The sequence below is a fragment of the Polynucleobacter sp. 31A-FELB genome (genome assembly GCF_018882405.1).
Lineage (GTDB): Bacteria > Pseudomonadota > Gammaproteobacteria > Burkholderiales > Burkholderiaceae > Polynucleobacter.
Genome location: NZ_JACVOO010000008.1, coordinates 70,590 through 91,523 on the forward strand (window position 1 = coordinate 70,590; position 20,934 = coordinate 91,523).

The 20,934-nt window shown below is 44.7% G+C and carries 21 protein-coding genes and 1 pseudogene; 18 read left to right on the top strand and 4 right to left on the bottom strand.

Going from position 1 to position 20,934, the window contains the following annotated elements; genetic code table 11:
- Position 1: 1 nt before the first annotated feature.
- Complete coding sequence (typA, locus tag ICN30_RS06730) at positions 2–1,819, top strand: translational GTPase TypA (protein WP_216135803.1); 1,818 nt, start codon at positions 2–4, stop codon at positions 1,817–1,819.
- 94 nt (positions 1,820–1,913) lie between these two features.
- Positions 1,914–4,277 carry a Tex family protein gene (locus ICN30_RS06735; RefSeq protein ID WP_216274280.1) on the top strand — a complete coding sequence of 788 codons (2,364 nt, stop codon included), beginning with the start codon at positions 1,914–1,916 and terminating at the stop codon, positions 4,275–4,277.
- Positions 4,278–4,344: 67 nt separating this feature from the next.
- Here the strand turns inward: ICN30_RS06735 and ICN30_RS06740 are convergent.
- A protein-coding gene (locus ICN30_RS06740; RefSeq protein WP_216274283.1) for an IS3 family transposase occupies positions 4,345–5,705 on the bottom strand; the annotation gives its coding sequence in 2 pieces (ribosomal slippage) (positions 4,345–5,246 and positions 5,246–5,705; 1,362 coding nt in all).
- A gap of 119 nt (positions 5,706–5,824) precedes the next feature.
- On the opposite strand from ICN30_RS06740, the gene ICN30_RS06745 reads away from it, so the two are divergent.
- The 5 genes from ICN30_RS06745 to ICN30_RS06765 all read left to right on the top strand — a co-directional run bounded on the left by ICN30_RS06745 (position 5,825) and on the right by ICN30_RS06765 (position 8,361).
- Positions 5,825–6,154, top strand: coding sequence for a helix-turn-helix transcriptional regulator (locus ICN30_RS06745; RefSeq protein WP_216274285.1), 330 nt, complete (start codon positions 5,825–5,827; stop codon positions 6,152–6,154).
- Positions 6,151–6,630, top strand: a complete 480-nt coding sequence (locus tag ICN30_RS06750; RefSeq protein ID WP_216274287.1) for an arsenate reductase ArsC — start codon at positions 6,151–6,153, stop codon at positions 6,628–6,630. Before ICN30_RS06745 ends, ICN30_RS06750 begins: the two co-directional genes overlap by 4 nt.
- Positions 6,627–7,670: an ACR3 family arsenite efflux transporter gene (gene arsB / locus ICN30_RS06755; protein ID WP_216274289.1), complete on the top strand. Its 1,044-nt coding sequence runs from the start codon at positions 6,627–6,629 to the stop codon at positions 7,668–7,670. Before ICN30_RS06750 ends, arsB begins: the two co-directional genes overlap by 4 nt.
- A 71-nt stretch (positions 7,671–7,741) precedes the next feature.
- Positions 7,742–8,065 carry a type II toxin-antitoxin system RelE/ParE family toxin gene (locus tag ICN30_RS06760; protein WP_216274291.1) on the top strand — a complete coding sequence of 108 codons (324 nt, stop codon included), beginning with the start codon at positions 7,742–7,744 and terminating at the stop codon, positions 8,063–8,065.
- 38 nt (positions 8,066–8,103) lie between these two features.
- Positions 8,104–8,361, top strand: a complete 258-nt coding sequence (locus ICN30_RS06765) for a helix-turn-helix domain-containing protein (protein ID WP_370623599.1) — start codon at positions 8,104–8,106, stop codon at positions 8,359–8,361.
- Positions 8,362–8,389: 28 nt separating this feature from the next.
- Here ICN30_RS06765 and ICN30_RS06770 read toward each other — a convergent pair whose 3' ends face one another.
- The 3 genes from ICN30_RS06770 to ICN30_RS06780 form a co-directional block, all read right to left on the bottom strand.
- The gene (locus tag ICN30_RS06770; protein ID WP_216274293.1) at positions 8,390–8,626 is read right to left on the bottom strand and encodes a hypothetical protein; all 237 of its coding nucleotides are present in this window, start codon (positions 8,624–8,626) and stop codon (positions 8,390–8,392) included.
- Positions 8,627–8,697: 71 nt separating this feature from the next.
- Positions 8,698–9,123, bottom strand: a complete 426-nt coding sequence (locus ICN30_RS06775; RefSeq protein ID WP_216274295.1) for a universal stress protein — start codon at positions 9,121–9,123, stop codon at positions 8,698–8,700.
- A 118-nt stretch (positions 9,124–9,241) separates the two neighbouring features.
- Positions 9,242–10,015, bottom strand: a complete 774-nt coding sequence (locus ICN30_RS06780; protein ID WP_216274297.1) for a TSUP family transporter — start codon at positions 10,013–10,015, stop codon at positions 9,242–9,244.
- A gap of 115 nt (positions 10,016–10,130) precedes the next feature.
- Here ICN30_RS06780 and ICN30_RS06785 point away from each other — a divergent pair, with 115 nt between their 5' ends.
- The 11 genes and pseudogenes from ICN30_RS06785 to ICN30_RS06835 all read left to right on the top strand — a co-directional run.
- Positions 10,131–11,030, top strand: coding sequence for a pseudouridine synthase (locus ICN30_RS06785; protein ID WP_216274299.1), 900 nt, complete (start codon positions 10,131–10,133; stop codon positions 11,028–11,030).
- Between the two features lie 91 nt (positions 11,031–11,121).
- Entirely contained in the window at positions 11,122–11,370 is a 249-nt protein-coding gene (locus ICN30_RS06790) for a hypothetical protein (protein ID WP_216229259.1), read from the top strand.
- 326 nt (positions 11,371–11,696) lie between these two features.
- A complete protein-coding gene (locus tag ICN30_RS06795; protein ID WP_240553577.1) occupies positions 11,697–11,948 on the top strand; it encodes a transcriptional regulator in 252 nt (83 codons plus the stop codon).
- Positions 11,948–13,204, top strand: coding sequence for a type II toxin-antitoxin system HipA family toxin (locus tag ICN30_RS06800; protein ID WP_216274301.1), 1,257 nt, complete (start codon positions 11,948–11,950; stop codon positions 13,202–13,204). Before ICN30_RS06795 ends, ICN30_RS06800 begins: the two co-directional genes overlap by 1 nt.
- Positions 13,205–13,475: 271 nt before the next feature.
- Positions 13,476–13,811: a hypothetical protein gene (locus ICN30_RS06805; RefSeq protein ID WP_015421834.1), complete on the top strand. Its 336-nt coding sequence runs from the start codon at positions 13,476–13,478 to the stop codon at positions 13,809–13,811.
- Positions 13,812–13,881: 70 nt separating this feature from the next.
- Positions 13,882–15,165, top strand: coding sequence for a TolC family protein (locus ICN30_RS06810; protein ID WP_015421833.1), 1,284 nt, complete (start codon positions 13,882–13,884; stop codon positions 15,163–15,165).
- A 13-nt stretch (positions 15,166–15,178) separates the two neighbouring features.
- Complete coding sequence (locus ICN30_RS06815) at positions 15,179–15,748, top strand: hypothetical protein (protein ID WP_015421832.1); 570 nt, start codon at positions 15,179–15,181, stop codon at positions 15,746–15,748.
- Entirely contained in the window at positions 15,745–16,785 is a 1,041-nt protein-coding gene (locus ICN30_RS06820) for an efflux RND transporter periplasmic adaptor subunit (protein WP_015421831.1), read from the top strand. Before ICN30_RS06815 ends, ICN30_RS06820 begins: the two co-directional genes overlap by 4 nt.
- Positions 16,786–16,795: 10 nt before the next feature.
- Positions 16,796–19,918: an efflux RND transporter permease subunit gene (locus tag ICN30_RS06825; protein ID WP_015421830.1), complete on the top strand. Its 3,123-nt coding sequence runs from the start codon at positions 16,796–16,798 to the stop codon at positions 19,916–19,918.
- A gap of 15 nt (positions 19,919–19,933) precedes the next feature.
- Entirely contained in the window at positions 19,934–20,302 is a 369-nt protein-coding gene (locus tag ICN30_RS06830; protein ID WP_015421829.1) for a hypothetical protein, read from the top strand.
- Between the two features lie 394 nt (positions 20,303–20,696).
- Positions 20,697–20,934: pseudogene (locus ICN30_RS06835) on the top strand (IS30 family transposase); the annotation flags it as partial.

The window sequence follows — 20,934 nt, forward strand, 5'->3', positions numbered from 1 at the left end:
CATGACTAAACGCGCACTTCGTAATATCGCCATCATCGCCCACGTTGACCACGGTAAAACTACTTTGGTTGACCAACTCTTGCGCCAATCTGGCACATTCCGTTCAAATGAAAAAATGACTGAACGCGTCATGGACTCAAACGATTTGGAAAAAGAGCGTGGCATTACTATTTTGTCCAAGAACTGTGCGGTTGAGTATGACGGCACACATATCAACATCGTAGACACACCAGGACACGCCGACTTCGGTGGTGAAGTAGAGCGCGTGCTCTCCATGGTTGACGGTGTTTTGCTTTTGGTTGATGCGGTTGAAGGCCCAATGCCACAAACTCGCTTCGTTACTAAAAAGGCCTTGGCCCTCGGTTTGAAGCCTATCGTTGTGATTAACAAGGTTGACCGTCCAGGCGCTCGAACAGACTATGTGATCAATGCCACTTTTGAATTGTTTGACAAATTAGGCGCAACTGAAGAGCAGTTAGATTTCCCAGTTGTGTATGCATCTGGTCTGAATGGCTATGCTGGCTTGACTGATGATGTTCGCGAAGGCGACATGCGCCCATTGTTTGACACTGTGCTCAAGCATGTTCCAGTACGTGATGACAATCCAGAAGGTCCTTTGCAGTTGCAGATTACTTCTATTGAATACAGCACTTACGTAGGTAAGATCGGCGTAGGTCGTGTAAACCGTGGAACTGTGAAGCCATTGATGGATGTGGTTTTCATGGACGGTCCTGATGGCGTTCAACGTAAAGGCCGTATTAACCAAGTATTGAAGTTCCGTGGCTTAGAGCGTGAGTTGGTTGACGAAGCTCAAGCGGGTGACATCGTATTGGTAAACGGTATTGAAGATTTGGCAATCGGAACAACGATCTGCGCACCAGATACCCCTGAAGCATTACCAATGCTGAAGATTGATGAACCTACTTTGACCATGAACTTCATGGTGAACACCAGCCCATTAGCCGGTCGTGAAGGTAAGTTTGTTACTAGCCGTCAGATTCGTGAGCGTTTAGACCGCGAGTTGAAATCCAATATGGCTTTGCGTGTAAAAGAAACTGACGATGACACCGTATTTGAAGTGTCAGGTCGTGGCGAATTGCACCTCACCATCTTGGTAGAAACAATGCGTCGTGAAGGTTACGAGTTGGCAGTTTCCCGTCCACGCGTGGTATTCCATGAAGTAGATGGCGTGAAGATGGAGCCATACGAGAACTTAACAGTTGACGTAGAAGATACGACCCAAGGCGCCGTAATGGAAGACTTGGGCAAACGTAAAGGTGAATTGCTCGACATGGTGAGTGACGGTAAAGGTCGCACACGTCTTGAGTACCGCATTCCTGCGCGTGGTTTGATCGGCTTCCAAGGCGATTTCATGACCATGACTCGTGGTAACGGTTTGATGAGCCACACATTTGACTCTTATGCGCCTGCAAAAGACGGTATCTTGGGTGAGCGTCATAACGGCGTATTGATCAGTCAAGATGACGGCGAAGCAGTTGCTTACGCTTTGTGGAAATTGCAAGACCGTGGCCGTATGTTTGTGAGCCCTGGCGATCCTTTGTATGAAGGTATGGTTATCGGTATTCATAGCCGTGACAATGACTTGGTTGTTAACCCAATTAAGGGTAAGCAATTAACCAACGTTCGCGCATCTGGTACTGACGAAGCAGTGCGCTTGGTAACGCCAATCGCAATGAACCTTGAGTACGCTGTTGAATTTATCGATGATGATGAATTGGTAGAAGTAACGCCGAAGAGTATTCGTATTCGTAAGCGCTACCTCAAGGAGCATGAGCGTAAAAAAGCATCACGCGACTAAGCTACTTCAAGCTACACAACAAAAGTCACCTCCGGGTGGCTTTTGTTCTTCATTGAAATCCATATTCCAAAAATAATAGTAAAAATAGATCCTCATGCTGCCATCCATTGAACAACGCCTTGCCCAAGAGTTATCTGCTAAACCTGCCCAAGTGGCCGCCGCTATCGCGCTGATGGATGAGGGTGCAACAGTTCCTTTTATTGCCCGTTATCGTAAAGAGGTAACCGGTGGATTGGATGATACGCAGCTACGTTTATTGGAAGATCGTCTGGGCTATTTACGCGAGTTGGAGGAGCGTCGCAAGGCTATTGTTGCTTCGATTGAAGAGCAGGGCAAGATGACCCCTGAGTTGCTTAAAGCCATTATGTTGGCAGAGGATAAAACGCGCCTAGAAGACCTCTACCTCCCTTACAAGCTCAAGCGTCGTACTAAGGCGCAAATTGCCTTAGAGGCTGGTTTAGAGCCTCTGGCAAATGACTTATTGGCTAACCCCATGCTAGATCCGGAAGTGGAGGCCGCAAAATATCTCAAAGAAGCTTTTACATCCGATCAAGGTGAGAACCCTGGCGTAGTTGATACCAAAGCTGCCCTTGAAGGTGCGCGTCAGATATTGATGGAGCGCTTTGCAGAAGATGCTGGCTTAGTGCAATCACTGAGAACTTATTTGCAAGAACATGGCGTTGTTGAATCGAAGGTTATTGCTGGTAAAGAGCAAGAGGGTGAAAAGTTTGCCGACTACTTCGATTACTCGGAGCCCGTTTCTGCAATTCCATCACATCGTGCCTTGGCTTTATTTAGAGGTCGTCGTGAACAAATGTTGATGGTAAATTTACGCCTAGACACAGAAGAAGAAAAGCCAAAATGGGATGCACCTCATAATCCTTGCGAATCCCGCATCGCTAATCAATTCAAAATTAAGAATGAAGGCCGCCCTGCAGACCAGTGGTTAGCAGAGACTGTGCGTTGGACTTGGCGGATTAAGTGCTCTATGCATTTGGAGTCAGAGTTAATGAGCGCACTACGTGAGCGTTCTGAGACTGAGGCAATTAATGTCTTTGCTCGCAACCTCAAAGATTTGCTGCTGGCCGCACCTGCAGGACCAAAGGTTACTATTGGCCTAGACCCTGGTATGAGAACGGGTGTGAAGGTAGCGGTTGTGGATGCTACTGGTAAGGTAGTCGATACGGATGTTATTTACCCACACCAGCCTAAGAACGACTGGGACGGCTCATTACATACTCTTGCGAAATTGGCTGAGAAACACAAGGCAACTTTAATCTCGATCGGTAACGGTACCGCCTCACGTGAGACGGATAAGTTGGCGCAAGATTTAATTAAAGCTAAACCAGAACTCAAGCTCACCAAGATTGTGGTCTCAGAAGCAGGGGCATCGGTTTACTCCGCCTCTGAGTACGCCTCAAAAGAATTGCCCGGTATGGACGTTTCTTTGCGTGGAGCGGTATCGATTGCGAGAAGATTGCAAGACCCCTTGGCTGAATTGGTGAAGATTGATCCGAAGTCGATTGGTGTTGGTCAGTATCAGCATGATGTGATGCAGACTCAGTTGGCTAAGTCACTGGTTGCGGTTGTAGAGGATTGTGTAAATGCGGTGGGTGTCGACGTCAATACGGCTTCAGCGCCTTTGTTGGCAAGAGTCTCGGGTCTCAGTAGCGCCGTTGCAGAAGGCATCGTGACGTACCGAGATAGCAATGGCGCCTTTCAGACGCGGGCAGATTTACGTAGCGTGCCACGCTTGGGTGAGAAGACTTTCGAGCAGGCGGCTGGTTTCTTGCGCATCATGAACGGCACAGACCCTCTAGATGCATCAGCAGTCCATCCAGAATCCTATCCCTTGGTGGAGAAGATCCTGAAAGATATTAAGAAGGGTGTCAAAGAAGTGATTGGTGATGCAACTATTCTGAAAGGCCTCAGCCCAGAAAAGTATGCCGATGAGAAGTTTGGCGTTCCAACTGTCACCGACATCATCAAAGAATTAGAAAAGCCAGGCCGAGACCCTCGACCTGAGTTCACTACAGCGACATTTAAAGATGGCGTAGAAAAAATTAGCGATCTCAAGGCGGATATGATTTTGGAAGGGGTTGTGACTAACGTTGCGGCATTTGGCGCATTTGTAGACATTGGTGTTCACCAAGATGGACTCGTACATATCTCTGCGCTAGCCAATACTTTTGTTAAAGATCCACACACCGTAGTTAAAGCAGGGCAGGTTGTTAAGGTCAAAGTATTAGAGGTAGATGAAAAGCGTAAGCGTATTGCATTGACTATGCGACTCTCTGATGAAGCGCCTAAATCTACTCCAGGCACAAAGCCAGAGCCAAGGGTAAATCGTCCGGGCACTCCAAGATCCCCAGAGCCCAGAAAGCCACAGGAAGATAGAAGATCTGCGTCCCCAATTAATAATGCGATGGCGGCAGCCTTTGGGAAGCTAAAGAAGTAATAAGGCAAATGAAAGCAAGATAAAAAAGGGGGCGAATGAACTGACCCACAAAAGTTGGACAGTTTTATTAGGTTAGCACGAGGGATTGAGTTCGGTATTGCACCGGACTTAATCCCTTTAGTTTTTGTTTAATTCGGTCGTGGTTGTAGTAGTGGATGTATCTCTTTAGTTCCGTCTTAAATGTTTGAACATCTGCAAACTTCTTTTGGTAGAAGAACTCTGTTTTCATAATCCCAAACCAGTTTTCCATGACGGCGTTATCTAAGCAGTTGCCTTTTCTAGACATGCTTTGAGTAATGCCTTGTGCCTTTAAGGCTTGTTGGTAAAACCCCATTTGATATTGCCACCCCTGGTCAGAGTGCAGCATCGGCTTCTCGGTCTGAGTGAGTTGCTTAAAGGCTTTAGTTAGCATGGCACTCACCATGCCGATCTGCGGACGATCGGCAATCTCATAAGAGATGATCTCCTGGTTATACAGATCCAATATTGGCGAGAGGTAAACCTTCTCGCCTTTAATGTTGAACTCAGTCACATCGGTGACCCACTTTTGATTGGGTACTTTAGCTGCAAAGTTGCGCTCTAATAGGTTTGGGGCTGCCTTACCCACAGACCCTTTGTAAGACTGGTAGCGTTTAGGGCGCACCGTTGATTTAAGGCCGAGGTGCCCCATCAGTTTTTGTACGGTTTTGGGGTTGAGGTAACACTGCTGATTGCTAAGCTCTAAATGGACTCGTCGATAGCCATAACGACCTTTGTGGCGCTGGTAGATCACTTGGATCTGGGTCTTTGTTGCAAGATGAGGATCGGCCTGCTTGCTTAGCCCTAGCTGGTAGTAATAAACACTTCTCGCCATATTGGCTACTGCCAATATGGTCTGCAAAGGGTATTGCTGCCTTAACTCAGTAATTACTTGGGCTTGTTCTTGTTTGCCAAGTGCTTTTGCTGGGCTAAGGCTTCGAGCTTTTTTAGGTAGTCAGTCTCCACTCGGCGGTACTCGAGCTCTTGCATGAGCTCTTGCGGAGTCATTTGGGTGACTGGCTTATTGGTGGGGGTAAATGGTTTGAAGGGTTTTGACATTGGCGGCCGTCCCTTGGGCTTGGGTTCTAGGGCTGTAATACCACCTTCATTGTAGAGGCGTTGCCAAAGACTAATCGTGCTGGGGGCTGGCACATTAAACCGGGCTGCGGCTTGATTGATGGAGAGTTGGTCTTGTTGCATAGACTGGAGCACAGACACCTTAAAGGTGTCGGGGTAATGTGTGTAAGTCTTGGTTAGGCTCTTTTGACCATGAGCTTTATAGGCATGAACCCATCTTTGAATATAGGTGTGTTTAACGCCGTAGCGATCTCCGACTGCTTTAAAACCACCCTTACCGGAGAGGTAATACTGAATAACTTCTAGTTTGAACTCTTTGCTGTATTTGGACATGAAGCTGACCCCTTTTAGTTGGATTGGGTGTCCAACTTTTGTGGGTCAGTTCAGAAAGCCCCCTTATCTTTATTGGCATCCGTCATAAATCTGTAATATATTTCTATATAATTGGAAATATGAAAAATACAGATGCGGTTGCAGCATTCTTGGCCTTAGGGCAGGAGTCTCGATTAAATATCTTTCGCCTCATTGTTCAAAAGGGTGATGTTGGTTTAACGCCTACTCAAATCATTGAAAAGCTGGGCATTCCTAATGCTACCTTGAGCTTTCATTTAAAAGAATTAATGCAGGCCAATTTGCTCTTAGTTGAGCGTCAAAGTCGCAACCTCATCTATCGCCCAAACGCGGCTCTAGTCCAAGACCTCAGCAACTTTCTTCTTGATAACTGTTGTGGTGGTAAATCCTGCACCCCTGAAAAAATCACACGCAAGACTAAGTCAACATGAAAACCTACAACATCCTCTTTCTCTGTACGCATAACTCCGCACGTTCTATCTTGGGCGAAGCTTTGGCATCTACTCACCCGAGTGGCAAGTTTGTAGGTTATTCAGCTGGATCAACTCCAGGTACGAGCGTCAATCCGATTGCTGCAGATATTGCAGTGGAGTTGGGCATGGATCGGACTCTTCTGAAGTCAAAAAGTTGGGATGTATTTGGCGAGCCCAACGCGCCGAAAATGGATTTCATCATCACGGTTTGTGACAATGCGGCTGGTGAGGTTTGCCCATTCTGGCCTGGTCAACCGGCCACTGCGCATTGGGGTTTTCCGGATCCCTCGCAAGTGCAGGGTAGCGATCTTGAGAAGAAGGCTGCCTTCATCGAGGTTATGAATGGCCTCAAGAAAAGATTGGATATCTTGGCTGCGATGCCGCTCGACAAATTGGACTCTATGAGTCTTAAAGAGGTGCACACAAAAGCATGAACACCTTAACTAATAAACTCTCCTTTCTTGATCGCTACCTCACGGTATGGATCTTTGCTGCTATGGCCTTTGGCATTGGACTGGGGCACTTTATGCCCGGCATTGAGGGGTTTATTAACTCCTTCCAGGTGGGAACAACAAATATCCCAATCGCCATTGGTTTGATCTTAATGATGTACCCACCGTTTGCCAAAGTGCGTTACGAGGATTTGCCGGATGTCTTTAAGGACAAGCGCATCTTCTTGATCTCATTGCTTATGAATTGGATTATTGCCCCAACATTAATGTTCTTTTTGGCGATTAACTTTGTCCCAGATCAACCTGAATATATGGCAGGCTTGATTCTGATTGGTATAGCGCCTTGTATTGCAATGGTGATTGTTTGGAATGATCTTGCAAAAGGCTCTACTGAATATGCGGCTGGCTTGGTAGCTTTTAACGCAATCTTTCAGGTTCTATTCTTTAGCGTCTACGCTTATTTCTTTCTTACCGTCTTGCCACCTTACTTTGGATTGGCTGGATCTAATGTGAGCGTGAGCATGGGGCAGATTGCAGAGAGTGTTTTTATCTACCTTGGTGTGCCTTGTATTGCAGGTATTTTGACTCGTGTGGTGATGTTGAAGTTCATCTCCAAAGATCGATATCACGAGCAGTTCGTGCCGCGTATCGGTAAACTTACTTTGATTGCCTTGCTATTCACTATCGTGGTGATGTTTAGTCTCAAAGGTAATTTGATCCTCACTTTACCTATGGATGTAGTCACCATTGCCGTCCCTCTTCTTATCTTCTTCCTCATCATGTTCTTGCTGACATTCTTTGTGACAGGCAGAATGGGAATTGACTATAAGCGTTGCTGCACACTCTCGTTTACAGCATCCAGCAATAACTTTGAGCTGGCGATTGCTGTTGCTATTGCGGTATTTGGAATCAACTCTGGAGCTGCCTTTGCAGCAGTCATAGGCCCCTTAGTAGAGGTGCCCATCATGATTGGCTTGGTAACTGTGGCGTTGTGGTTTAAGGATCGCTTCTTTTCGGTCTAAATAACCCTGAGGCTGGCTGGCCCTTGCACAACATGGTTGTTTGATGCTAACATATTTGTTAGCATCAATGAATGAACTATACCATTAGCTATTACAGTTCCGATGTATTGGAGCAAATATTTAATTTACCCATTTCTTTGCAGGCACGGTACATTGCTTTAACTCAGCGCATGATTGAATATGGGCCGCATTTGGGGTTGCCGCATACCGATTCATTTGGCGGTGGGTTGTTTGAGTTAAGGCTAAAAGGTGCCGAGGGAATCGCTAGAGTTTTCTTTTGCACATTGGTGGATCGAGAGATCGTAATGTTGCATAGCTTTATTAAGAAGTCGCAGAAAACTCCTGACCGGGAGTTAAAGCTAGCCAAGTTGAGAATGAAGGAGTTGAAGTTATGAAGACAAAGCCATTAAGTCATAAGCAGGCCGTTGCCAAGATGTTAAAAAACTCTGCAGTTAAGACTGAGGTTGAGAGATTAAATAAAGAAGAGTTTGCTATTCTTGATGAAATTCTTCAGGCTCGTAAAGCTGCAGGCCTATCCCAGGCTGAAGTGGCTCGTAGAATGGGTACACAAGCTCCCGCTATAGCTAGGCTGGAAAGCTCTTTGGCAACTGGAAAGCATTCCCCAAGTTTAAACACGCTTCGAAAATATGCTGCGGCCTTAGGTAAGAAAGTTGAATTGCATCTGGTCTAAGGAATAAACCATTTGCAGCTCTTATTAGTTATGCCCTATAAGGCCTAACAAGCGCCTCTAAACCAAAGGCATCATTTGTATGCCTCAGCTCATCGATGGATGTTCTGAGCTTCTTAAGCTCTTTGCAAGACAGCTTGCGTAATTTTTTACGGTCCATGCCGTAGGTATCTACTAAATAGCGAGCTCTAGATAGGCATATCTGTAGGCGAATAAGCCAGTAAATGGCAAAAATTGCTGGCGCGAATATGAAAAGCAAGATACTCATTTAGTAACCCATAAAAAAGGCCGTCACACGGACGGCCTATTGAAGTTAATTCGTCGAATTAACCTTAGTGCTTATTTGATCAGCAAAACAGGCTGCTTAGCTGCATTGGCCACTTTTTGAGCAACAGAGCCCATGAGAGCATCAACAATACCGCTTCTACCTTTTGAGCCCATAACGATGAGGTCAAATTTTTCTTTATTGGCTAGGGCGATGATTTCATTAGCAACGTTACCGCGCTTAATTACCATGCTGTGTTTGACGCCGGCAAGATCAAGCGCCTTCTGGGCTGGCTTGAGCTCTTTTTCGCTCACTTCGCGAAGGTAGTCATCAACCACACTTTTAGCAACAAATTGTTTCACGTGACCAAGGCCAATATCGTCATGAATGCTGACCAATGTTACAGTGCATTTGCTGCGTAAATCTTTGGCTAACTTCCCAACATGCTTGGCTGCGTTGAGTGAAGATTTTGAGCCGTCAACCGGCAATAGTATTTTCATGTGTCCCTCTATTTTTGTAATAAATAAACTGCAACTGCATATGACTAATTTACTACGAAAATCGTCATAAATCCATGAAAAAAGTACTTGATCTGTTGCGCCCCATCTAGACTGGTGTTTACCTCAGATAGGCGTCATAGAAGGTTTTGATGATGAGGATGGTCACCAAAATAAAGAAGCCTTTACGTATGAAGGCATTGCCATGTTTGATGGCGATCTTAGTGCCAATTTGACCGCCTACAAGATTAGCGCTAGCCATCAGTAAGCCGAGCTTCCAATCAAAGTAGCCTAGATAGAAAAAGACGCACAGTGCACCTAAATTAGAGGCGATATTAAGAAACTTTGCAGGCGCTGCAGATCGCAAGAAATCAAATCCTAATACACGGGTATAGAAGAGTTTATAAAAAGCACCCGCTCCTGGGCCTAGGAAGCCGTCATAAAAACCAATGACGCTGGCGCCAGTAGAGGCAATAGCTTTTTGTTTATGGTGATCGTGCTTGGGTGCGTGAACCAGGCCGGCACTAGATTTGATATTAAAGATCAATAACGCTATTAATAAAAATGGTAGGGCTCCTCTGAGCCACTCAGTCGGAAGTTGAGTTACAAGATATGCGCCCGCAACAGATGCAAAAAAAGCAAAGGCTGAAGAAATAATCACTAGACCCCATGGGCTCTTATTGGCGCGGCTGTACTGAATTGCTGAACCAATCGTTCCAACGATTGAGCCAAATTTATTGACTGAGAGTAGGGTGGCTGGCGGAAGGCCTGGCAGAACTGCAAATAGGGCTGGAACCTGAATCATGCCGCCCCCACCAATGATGGAGTCGACCAATCCCGCAAATAATGCGCAGGCTAGCAATAAGCCAAGGTCGAATGTGGAGAGTTCAAGCATGTTGTCTATTAATTTTCTAGTTCTTTTAGTTGGTGCCGGCCTATTTTAGAGGGGTTTTATTGGGGGTGTATTCAGATTAGTGTTGCAGCTTGATTGATTGGATAATCTAGCTCATATGAAAGTCAATTCTGAAGGAGTCTCCTCATCAAGGGTGTATTTGCCTGCCGGGCAGAACCACGCTTGCTTGCTGGATTTCTTTATTTTCAATTTTCCGCATATTGATAGAGGCGAGTGGGAAGCTCGTTTTGCAGAAGGCTTGGTAATGACTGTGGATGGAGTTCCCGTCCAGGCTAATGAGGCCTACCTTCCGAATACCCACTTGCTATATTTCAGACGCTTGGCACGTGAGCCAGAAATTCCTTTTGAGGAAGTCATCCTGTTTCAGGATGAACATATTCTGGTTGCTGATAAACCCCATTTTTTACCAGTAACACCAAGCGGTCTTTATCTGCATCAAACTCTACTCAATCGACTAAAGAAAAAAACGGGTATTCAAGAGCTAAGCCCCATTCATCGGATTGATCGCGATACTGCAGGCTTAGTTATTTTTTCAGTCAATCCAAAAGAGCGAGCGCAATACCAGAATCTATTTAGAGATCGCGTAGTCAAGAAAGTCTATGAAGCTATTGCGCCGCATTCAGAAGAGCTCATCAATAAATTGCCGATGACGTATCAAAGCAGGCTAGAGGAGTCTGAACACTTTCTGCAAATGCAAGAGGTGGAGGGCGAGGCTAATACTGATACCTTGATTGAGTTGCTGGAAACATCAAAGCCCTGGGCTAGGTACCGCCTTACCCCTGGTAGTGGAAAGAAGCACCAATTGCGTTGTCATCTCAATAGCCTGGGAATACCTATTCGGCATGACCAGATCTATCCCATGCTCACGCCATACCAAGAATACGATTTGGACTTTTCTAAGCCCTTACAGTTGCTGGCTAGGGAAGTTGCTTTTTTAGATCCTGTCACCGGTAATGCACGTCATTTCATTACAAATCAAGAGTTAAGTATTTGTTGATTACCTCGCTGATAAAAAATTCTACCTATAAGTCGAAGATTTCTATACAGTGGACTAATAATGTAAATCACCATTTCAGAGGAAATTACAAATGAGTAAAGAAGTTTTAGGACCCGATGGCCTTCCAGGGCACGACTATTTCTTGGATGCAGTTAATCATATTGATGAGGCTGTAGCAAACAATACGATTGCAGCTAGTGCAGCTAAAGGGCTGGTCTTTAGCTTGGTGGAAACTTTAGGTGCTATGGTGGGTGACCCTGATTTGCCAAGTCACCTCAAGTCTGGCTACATGGGTGCATTAGATCTTGCGGTGGAATTAGAGGCTAAGCTAACAAAGTAACTTAGTTGCTAAAGTGACATCAGTAAGGGCAACTTCGGTTGTCCTTATCCATTTAAAATGTCATGTAAATCACCCTTATATTGAAGTTTATGAGCAAGCCCCCACAGAAACGTTTAGCAGTAGCCCCCATGATGGATTGGAGCAACACCTCCTTTTAAATCATATAAAATATACTTATTTCTATTTTTTATTTAATTTTGGGGCAAAAAAGGGAGCAATTCTCTGATGGCTCATCATTCTCAAATAATTACCTATCGGTAATTATTTCTTGCAAATCTCTGAAAATCACTTAAGATATTACCTATCGGTAACTTTTTGGATAGATGATGGCCAATATTAAAAATCAAGCGGATCTCTCTATCAAGATTGGGTCTGCGAAAGACTTGGGGCTATTCATTCAGCAATTTCGCTCATCCCAGAAAATCACTCAGGCAGATATTTCGGGCCTAGCCAATACAGGCAATCGATTCATTGTTGAGCTTGAAAATGGCAAAGAAACAGTCCAACTTAAAAAAGTGCTCGATGTTTTAAATACCCTTGGATTGGAAATGATTATCCAGAGGAAGGGTGGCAATTGATGGCTGATATCAAAAAGCTTGATGTATGTCGAGGTGATGATTTGGTGGGTCAGTTACTTGATGAGCCAGAGCTTAAATTTATATACGCTCAATCTTGGTTATATGGTCAAGGTAAACCCATCTCACCGACACTGAATTTTTCTGAGAAGGAATTTAGCGGTCTGCCTGTGGAGTCCTATTTTGAGAATCTTCTTCCGGAGGCCGGAATTCGTGAGTTATTGAAGCTGAAATATCAGGTGACGAGCACCTTTGGATTGCTTGGGGTTATCGGTGGTGATACTGCGAGTGACTTAACAATACTGCCTGAAGGTGAGAGGCCGAATAAGCCAGAGTATCAAGCCATAAATTGGGATGAAGTGGCTTTAAGTTTTAAATCGTCATCGGGTCCAGTTCAAGTGGCCCAACAGGAAAAGGGCATGCGCATCTCATTGGCAGGTGCTCAAAAGAAGCTTGGAATTGTGTTGGATGCCCAAGGCAATATCTCTTTGCCATTGGGTAGTGCGCCATCAACCTATATTGTCAAACCTGATATTGCAGGAATAGAGGGTGTCTGGGCGTCTGCCGTCAATGAAACTTTTGTAATGAAGCTAGCCAACCGCCTTGGTTTAGATGTTGCGCCAGTCATGTATCAACCCACTGCAAAGTCCTGCATTATCAAGCGCTATGATCGCGTTATAAATAATGCGGATGACATACAAAAAATTCATCAGATGGACCTTTGCCAGCTTGATCAAAAACCCTCGACGGTAAAGTATGAGACTGATGGGGGTCCTAGCTTGTTAAGGTGCTATGAGTTATTAAAAGAGAGCGGGGTGCCTGCATCGGATATCAAACGCTTTTTACAATGGATCTTTTTTAATTTATTCGTTGGAAATAACGATAGCCATGCAAAGAACTTATCGGTTTATTTTCCACCTAGATTAGGTGCGCGGCTAACCCCCTTTTATGATCTTCTAAGTACCTCCATCTACCCGGGTCTATCGAATCAGTTTGCTTTCAAAATTGGAGGGGAGAATAAACCTGCTCATATTGGAAGAGCTGAGCTTTGTTTAATGGCGAAAGAGCTGGGCTTTAAAGAGCGGTATGTTTTGAAAATTGGCCAAGAGTTATCCGAAGATTTGCAGTCGCAGATTGGAGCAATTTCAGTAGAAATGAATTTAGCGACACCGGTGGGTACTGAGAAAACAATGGTAGAGAGATTGAGTCAGCATATTTCTAGCAATACCAGTCAATTACAAAAGCGTTTTTTTCAGTAGCTTGTGGGTAATGGGTGTCATATTAATGGCTCCCTATATAAATAGAGGGCAGTCTCTTATATAGCTAAAAACGGTCGTTCAGGCGAAATTGACGACCGGCCGAGTCCGGCCACTAAGAGACCTTCTGAAGTTGTTGAGCCGCCTCTTCCACCAAGTCATTGGGTATTCAGGGGGTTGTGGCATTACAGCAGCTATGTGAGTGATTAATCCATTTGACTTGTATGGAAAAGCTCTAAATGCAAAATACGAAGAAATATGCTGTAATTAGCTAATGAGAAAAATCCTGATAATTCTGGCCCTGCTAGCTTTATCGATACAAACATCCTATGCTACGGTTTCTGCTTACTGCCAAGAAGAGCAGGCAGCAGCTTCTCATGTTTCACATCACGAGCATGAGAAGCCAGTCAGCATTGCCTCTGCTAGCGATTCTGCAAGCTACGATTCTGATTGTGGGGTCTGTCATTTGGCGCATTCTCCAGCATTGCATTCCACTTTTAGCATTTCAGTTACCTCTACCATCTTTCATTATGAAGATGCACGAGTAGAGTTTTTAGTCGATATTTCTCCTCACCGCCCCGAAAAACCCAATTGGCTCGCTCTCGCCTAAGTTAGCGAGAGCCTTAACCTAATTCTTCTCCTCTCGCTAACTCTGTTTTGAACAAACAAATGGAGTTTTTATGTTGCGAGAGTATTCGGGCGTAGTTCGTCGCTGCGTCATTCAATTTACTGGATTGGTATTTATATTGGGATCGCCAATAGCGCTGGCTAATGCCGAGCTCAAAGGTGGATCGACCTTAAAGTCCTTCTATGAATCTTCATGGGAGCGCCAACCTGACTACAAGTCCTATCAGTATCGAGTAGAGGCCGCGCTTGCTAAGCAAAAAATTGCTAGCAGCCTTTTGGTAAGCCCAGCTTCGGTTGAAGTGTCGCAAAAGACCGATAGAACTAACAGCAATCAAGGCGCTAGTGAAACCATACTGGGTTTAGATATCCCCCTGTGGTTATGGAATGAGCGGTCAAGCTCAATTAATTTAGCGGATGCTGAATATAAAAAGCTTTTGTCTCAATACTATCTATCCCAATTGAGAATTGCAGCTGAAGTAAGGGATGCCTATTGGAATTACCAGAAATCAAAAATTGAGTCTGATTTAGCGCTACGCAGAAATGAGAATGCAAAGAGCTTAGCTCTTGATGTTGAAAAGAGATTTAAGGCTGGAGACTTATCTCGCGCTGATCTTCATCAGGCCAATGGTGCCCTCGCATCATCAGAAGCTTTTTTGGTCGAAGCGCAGGCCAACGTAATTAATGCTGAGCAAAGGGTGCGTACTTTATTAGGAAGTGAGTATCTCAAGAAAATTCAATTCGGTGACATTGCTAAAAATATTGAACCGCTACCTAAGGTTCCTGAAAACCTGTCAGGACTAGATTCTAGTTTGCCAATCGTTGCAGCCCTTGTAGATCAGTTAGAGGTTGCTAAAAAAGCAGTTGACCTAGCAAAGTCTCAAACTCGGGCTTCCCCACAATTGCAAATATGGACTACTAAGGGCCGTGAAGTCTATGGCGTTCCGTATCAGCAATCAGTTGCTGTTGGGTTAAGAATTCCTTTTGGCTCTGATGCTCGCAATACCAATAGATTGGCCAGTGCTACTGCTGAGATGGTCGATTCAGAGGTTCGATTGTCCTATGAGCGAGAGTCTGCATTAAGTAATGTGGAGTCAAATGTGGCTTTAGTGAAGTCGGCAAAAATGAAGCTTGGCGCTGCAGATAAGAGGTCTAACTTAGCCAATGAAACACGTCAATTTTTTGACAAATCATTTCGCTTTGGTGAAACCGATTTGCCCACAAGACTACGTATTGAGCTAGAAGCAGTGGATGCAAATAGGCAGGCTGCAATTGCAAAAATCAATTACGCAGTTTCAGTTTCAAATTTACGACAGGCCCTTGGCCTGTTACCAGAGTAAGGTCACTTTAACTATGAATTTATTGAACAAATATAGTCAGTGGGCGTCAAAACTATTAATTGCGCTATTTCTGACGATCGCATCGGCAACTTATGCAGGTCCTGGTCATGGGGAGGAAAAACCCACCACTGCACAAACTCAATCACTACCTCGCTTTTATGCTGAATCTGATCTCTATGAGGCGGTAGGAGTGATTAACGGCAAGGAAATCACGCTCTACCTAGATCGCTACTCCTCCAATGAATTGGTCAAAGGAGCCAAGGTTGAAATTGAGCTTGAGGGCTCTAAAATTAGTTCAGAGCCTCATGGCGATGGAGAGTATCTCTTTCGCCTAAAAAATAAAATTAAAGATCAGCCTACTGCGATCACCATCACGATTAATGATGATGTTACCGACATACTAGCAGCCACTATAGATCTAAGTTCCTTTGAGCGCTCCTCATTGATCACTTGGAAATCAGCAATAAAGATCTTGCTTTATTTCAGCCTCTTGATGGCAATTGCCTATTTGTCTTATCGCAAGAAAGAGGTGTTGATGACGAATACAAAAAAACTAATCAAACAAATTAAGGAGCGGGTATGAATCGCAAACAGAGAGATTTTGTATTTCGCCCCATTGTCCTCATTAGTTTATCTGTGGCGCTATTTGCTTTTAAGGTTTATGCTGGGCCGGGTCATGGCGAGTCGGAAGTATCCCAAGTTCAAGGTGACGCCCCTAAAAGACAGTCGGACGGCAGTCTTTTTATTCCCAAGCCTGCGCAACGCCAGTTACACGTGATGACAGCTCCTGGCCAGTTCGGCGAATATGCCAAAACCTATGATTTAGCTGGAAAAGTCATTATGGATCCTAACTTTGGCGGTAAGGTGCAAGCGATTGTTGCTGGCCGTATTACGCCGGGACCAGCTGGTTTTCCATTGCCCGGACAGAAGGTTAGTAAAGGCGATGTCTTGGCGTATGTAACGCCAGAGGCTGGCCCAGGAAAATCAAGATCACTTGCGGAAAGTCGACTAAAGCGTTTGCGAGATCTGAGCGATACGGTCCCTCGTAAGACTATTGAAGAGGCAGAAGCCGCTGTTGCTAATGAAGAATTAAGAGCCCCAGTCAGCGGAATTATTTCTACTACGGGTGTCGTATCTGGCCAAGTAGTGCAAGCAAGAGATCTAATCTTTGAGGTCGTTAATCCATCCAAGCTATTAATAGAAGCGCTTGCCTACGATTCAAGTCTGAGTAAGAACATTGCTGATGGCAAGGTGGATGTCAATGGCAAAGTGATTGAGCTCAAGTATCTTGGTGGTGGACAGACCCTCAGAGAGCAAGCCTTACCTCTAACTTTTTCTGCTAAATCGGACGATCTCCAATTTTTACCCATAGGTCAGCCCATTCGAGTATTTGTAAATACCGATAGCAAGATCACTGGAGTAAAGGCGCCTTCAAAATCATTAGTCAAAAGCAGCTCGAACCAAACAATTGTCTGGATTAAAAAGTCCCCAGAAATATTTGAGCCAAGAACAGTTGTATATGAGCCTTTAGATGGTCAGAGCATTGTTATTACTAGTGGTATTAAAGATGGTGAACGAGTCATTACTGATGGGGCATCCCTCATCAATCAAATTCGTTAAGGATTAAGACATGTTTACTTGGTTATTAGATTTCAGCTTAAAAAATCGCATGATAGTGATTTTGCTCGGTGCTATATCTATGTTCTATGGTGCCTACACCTTAAGCAAGATGCCTGTGGATGTCTTTCCCGATCTGAATAAGCCTACTGTCACCATCATGACCGAGGCTGGCGGAATGGCTTCAGAAGAAGTTGAACAACTCATTACATTCCCACTCGAAACGGCTATGAATGGTTTACCGGGAGTAGAGGCTATTCGCTCAGTATCTAGCGCCGGCCTCTCTTTCATATACGTTACTTTTGACTGGACTGTAGACATCTATCGCGCCAGACAAATGGTTTCAGAAAGACTGTCATCTATGGAGGGAGCAATTCCGGATGGCATTGTTTCGCGCATGGGGCCCATTAGTTCGATCATGGGTGAGATTATGCAAATTGCCATTCCGATTGATGAATCTAAGATTTCATCCATGCAGGTTCGCGAGTATGCTGATTGGGTTTTGCGACCCAGATTGATGGCTATCCCCGGGGTAGCGCAAGTCATTCCTATAGGTGGGCAAGTCAGGCAGTTTCAAGTGCAACCCAATACTCGCCGTATGGCGGAGCTAGGCCTTAGCATATTGCAGATTGAAGATGCATTGCGGGGCTACTCTGCAAATACGTCTGGTGGATTTCTTGAGTCCAATAATCGTGAGTATCTTATTCGTCATATAGGGCGAACCTCTAGCCTTGAAGATTTAAAGAACATTGCCGTATCGAACCGCAATGGACAAACAATACTTTTAAGACAAGTTGCAGATATTACTTTTGCACCAGCAGTTAAGCGAGGCGATGCCGGTTATGAAGGTGGGCCAGCAGTCATTCTAGGTGTACAAAAACAACCTTCAGCAGATACGGTAGCGCTAACAAAAAAGATTGAATCGGCTATTGCAGAATTAAAGCAGGGCTTGCCAACTGGCATGGAAGCTCCAAAAGTAACATTTAGGCAGGCGAGCTTTATTGATGCATCCATTAGCACTTTAGAGGGTAAGCTGATTGGCGCATCAATCTTTGTTGCTGTAGTGCTGTATTTCTTTTTAGGAACAATTCGCCCGGTCCTCATCTCATTAACAGCAATTCCAGTTTCAATTCTCTTAACTGCCCTAGTTTTTAAGTACTTTGGTTTATCAATTAATACGATGACCTTAGGAGGCTTAGCCATTGGAATCGGCGGCCTGGTTGATGATGCAGTAGTTGATGTGGAAAACGTAATTCGTCGCCTTAGAGTAAATCTAGATAAAGCATCTTTAGACCAATTAAGTCCACTAGCGATTGTGAGAGCCGCATCGCTTGAGGTAAGAACCGGAATTATCTATGCTACAGCCATCATCGTTTTGGTATTCATCCCATTATTTGCATTACCAGGTATAGAGGGGCGACTATTTGTGCCTTTGGGTATTGCATTTATAGTCTCTACTCTTGCATCGCTTTTAGTTTCAGTCACTATCACGCCAGTACTCTGCTTTTACTTGCTGCCCTCAATGCAGTCCCTGAGGGATCACGATACAAAGATTGTCACTTGGCTTAAAAGCCATTATGAGGTTCAGTTATCAAGGTTATTGGCGGCGCCTAAAAAGCCTCTGATGTATGCTTTTGCATCCGTCATAGTCGCTGCTGCCAGTGTTCCCTTTATGGCGAGCGCATTTTTACCGCCCTTTAACGAAGGGACTTTACTGATCGGATTGCGTTTAAATCCTGGTGTCTCTCTCTCTGAATCGGCGGGCGTAGCTAGCCAAGCAGAAAAGTTAGTCAGGCAGGTTCCAGAAGTGACTTATGTTGGACGCAGGAGTGGCCGCGCAGAATTGGACGAGCATGCGGAAGGTGTACATGTGAGCGAGTTAGATGTTGGTTTAAAGCCTGCGGGAGATTTAGATCGCTCCATGGCTGAGATACAGGCAGATATCAGGTCAAGATTAGTTAACTTACCCGCTGCAATTGCGATCGGTCAGCCAATCTCACATCGAATAGATCACATGCTTTCAGGAGTGCGATCGCAAATTGCTATTAAGATCTTTGGCGATGATTTGGACGTGCTGCGTAGCCAAGCCGACCTTCTAAGATCGAAATTGGCAGGCATTGAAGGCTTAGTTGATCTAGAAATAGAAAAGCAGGTTTTAGCACCACAAATTAAGGTCCGAATTGATTACGATAAGGCGGCGCAATATGGAGTTTCAACATCTCAGATTATGGCCACCTTGCAGGGCATGGTTGAAGGGGAGAGGCTCTCGCAAATTATTGAGGGTAATCGACGGTTTGCCTTAGTGATCAAGTTACCAGACTCAGCAAGAAATTTAGAAGGGCTTGCTGATATCTTGATTGATACGCCAAATGGAAAAATTCCACTCTCCAAAATTGCTAGCATTGAGGATGGGGATGGCCCAAATCAAATTAGCAGAGACGGCGGTAAGCGAAGAATTGTCTTATCGGCTAATGCCTCCAAGCGTGCCCTGTCAGATATCGTGGCTGATATTAGAACTGTGATCTCTAATCAGACTCTTCCAGAGGGTTACTTTATTACTTTAGATGGTCAATTTAAAGCGCAAGAAGAGGCATCTAAAGTAATTGGTTTGCTATCGATTGGATCATTTCTTTTGATGTTTGCGGTTTTAAATAACCGCTATAAGTCCATGCGCCTATCTTTAATGATTATGTCTAACATTCCCTTAGCTATGGTCGGAGCAGTGATTGGTTTGTGGATTTCAGGCCAGCCACTCTCGATTGCTGCATTAATAGGATTTATCACGCTAGCAGGAATATCTGTGCGTAACGGAATCTTAAAAATTAGCCATTACTTAAATTTGATGCAGTCAGAAGGTGAATCGTTTAGTCTGGCAATGATTATTCGCGGATCAATTGAGCGCTTAAGTCCTGTACTAATGACAGCTTTGGTCACAGCTTTTGCCTTGGCACCATTGTTATTTGAAGCAGAGCGTCCTGGTACAGAGATATTGCATCCAGTAGCAGTTGTTATTTTCTCCGGGCTCATCAGCTCTACCTTATTGGATACCTTTTTAACGCCAGCCATGTTTTGGCTTTACGGGAAAAAAGCATCTGAAATAGCCTTGAGCAATATGAAAACTAACGAAGTATTTTAATTTAAAGGGGTTTATATGAAATCAATGATGGTGATTGCAACCTTGCTAATCAGTTTTATTGGTCCAGCCCATGCTGGAGCCGGCCATGATTTAAAGCCAATGCATGGCGGTGTCATAGTAGAGGCTAAGGACATTGATGTTGAATTGGTTGCAAAGCCTGATAGCCTATCGCTGTATTTGACGGACCACGGTAAACCGATACCTATAGATGGTGGGACCGCAAAGCTGACAGTCTTAATTGGATCAGATAAAAAAGATTATGAGCTACTGCCTAATGGAGGCAAATTGGAAGTGAAAGGTAATTTCGCTATTCCCAAGGGAGCTAAGGCTATAGCAGTTATCAAGATAAAAGCGAAAGTGATTACAGCAGGATTTAATTTATAGCCTAAATCAGCTCAATCTAGTCTGTACTCTGGGTCGCCCTAAATGATCTGGATTAACCTCGCTGAATAGTAAAGACAGCGCCCATCTATAGTTGGTTTTGGGTCGTTATCGGTCCATTGCTAACGGCATCCTACTATGTCGGTTAACCCGACAACCGTCGTGTTTCGAGACGCTCACGGCTAATCAGTGCTTAACATTCCCACTCACAACGACCCAATATTGTCTATTGTTCCCAACGGGCTTAAAAATGTCGAATTGGCTTTAGACAGGGTTCCTTGGGTGTTAACGATTGGTTATTGGTAAATCGGCAAAAGGCCGATGACTGCTTTCGGCCTTGAATTCAACTGATCGATGCAACACACTACAAACTGCGTAAGCGCAAGGAGTGTTGCTCATGAAACAACGACCTCGAATCTATTACACGGCCACCCAGAAGGCTTTAATGTGGGAGCGGTGGCAAAAAGGCGATAACCTTCATCAGATAGCGCAGTTATTTGATCGGGGTCACTCCTCTATCCAGCGTATTTTGGCTGAAAGTGGTGGCATCAGACCGCCAGAGCGAACTCGATCCGTTTTAGCGCTAACTTTGGCTGAGCGAGAAGAGATCTCCCGCGGCCTAGCAACGGGACAAT

What these genes read in the sequence shown, in the direction of transcription:
- typA (WP_216135803.1), top strand. Translation starts at nt 2, where the DNA reads ATGACTAAACGCGCACTTCGTAATATCGCCATCATCGCCCACGTTGAC.
- ICN30_RS06735 (WP_216274280.1), top strand. Translation starts at nt 1,914, where the DNA reads ATGCTGCCATCCATTGAACAACGCCTTGCCCAAGAGTTATCTGCTAAA.
- ICN30_RS06745 (WP_216274285.1), top strand. Translation starts at nt 5,825, where the DNA reads ATGAAAAATACAGATGCGGTTGCAGCATTCTTGGCCTTAGGGCAGGAG.
- ICN30_RS06750 (WP_216274287.1), top strand. Translation starts at nt 6,151, where the DNA reads ATGAAAACCTACAACATCCTCTTTCTCTGTACGCATAACTCCGCACGT.
- arsB (WP_216274289.1), top strand. Translation starts at nt 6,627, where the DNA reads ATGAACACCTTAACTAATAAACTCTCCTTTCTTGATCGCTACCTCACG.
- ICN30_RS06760 (WP_216274291.1), top strand. Translation starts at nt 7,742, where the DNA reads ATGAACTATACCATTAGCTATTACAGTTCCGATGTATTGGAGCAAATA.
- ICN30_RS06765 (WP_370623599.1), top strand. Translation starts at nt 8,104, where the DNA reads ATGTTAAAAAACTCTGCAGTTAAGACTGAGGTTGAGAGATTAAATAAA.
- ICN30_RS06770 (WP_216274293.1), bottom strand. Translation starts at nt 8,626, where the DNA reads ATGAGTATCTTGCTTTTCATATTCGCGCCAGCAATTTTTGCCATTTAC.
- ICN30_RS06775 (WP_216274295.1), bottom strand. Translation starts at nt 9,123, where the DNA reads ATGAAAATACTATTGCCGGTTGACGGCTCAAAATCTTCACTCAACGCA.
- ICN30_RS06780 (WP_216274297.1), bottom strand. Translation starts at nt 10,015, where the DNA reads ATGCTTGAACTCTCCACATTCGACCTTGGCTTATTGCTAGCCTGCGCA.
- ICN30_RS06785 (WP_216274299.1), top strand. Translation starts at nt 10,131, where the DNA reads ATGAAAGTCAATTCTGAAGGAGTCTCCTCATCAAGGGTGTATTTGCCT.
- ICN30_RS06790 (WP_216229259.1), top strand. Translation starts at nt 11,122, where the DNA reads ATGAGTAAAGAAGTTTTAGGACCCGATGGCCTTCCAGGGCACGACTAT.
- ICN30_RS06795 (WP_240553577.1), top strand. Translation starts at nt 11,697, where the DNA reads ATGGCCAATATTAAAAATCAAGCGGATCTCTCTATCAAGATTGGGTCT.
- ICN30_RS06800 (WP_216274301.1), top strand. Translation starts at nt 11,948, where the DNA reads ATGGCTGATATCAAAAAGCTTGATGTATGTCGAGGTGATGATTTGGTG.
- ICN30_RS06805 (WP_015421834.1), top strand. Translation starts at nt 13,476, where the DNA reads ATGAGAAAAATCCTGATAATTCTGGCCCTGCTAGCTTTATCGATACAA.
- ICN30_RS06810 (WP_015421833.1), top strand. Translation starts at nt 13,882, where the DNA reads ATGTTGCGAGAGTATTCGGGCGTAGTTCGTCGCTGCGTCATTCAATTT.
- ICN30_RS06815 (WP_015421832.1), top strand. Translation starts at nt 15,179, where the DNA reads ATGAATTTATTGAACAAATATAGTCAGTGGGCGTCAAAACTATTAATT.
- ICN30_RS06820 (WP_015421831.1), top strand. Translation starts at nt 15,745, where the DNA reads ATGAATCGCAAACAGAGAGATTTTGTATTTCGCCCCATTGTCCTCATT.
- ICN30_RS06825 (WP_015421830.1), top strand. Translation starts at nt 16,796, where the DNA reads ATGTTTACTTGGTTATTAGATTTCAGCTTAAAAAATCGCATGATAGTG.
- ICN30_RS06830 (WP_015421829.1), top strand. Translation starts at nt 19,934, where the DNA reads ATGAAATCAATGATGGTGATTGCAACCTTGCTAATCAGTTTTATTGGT.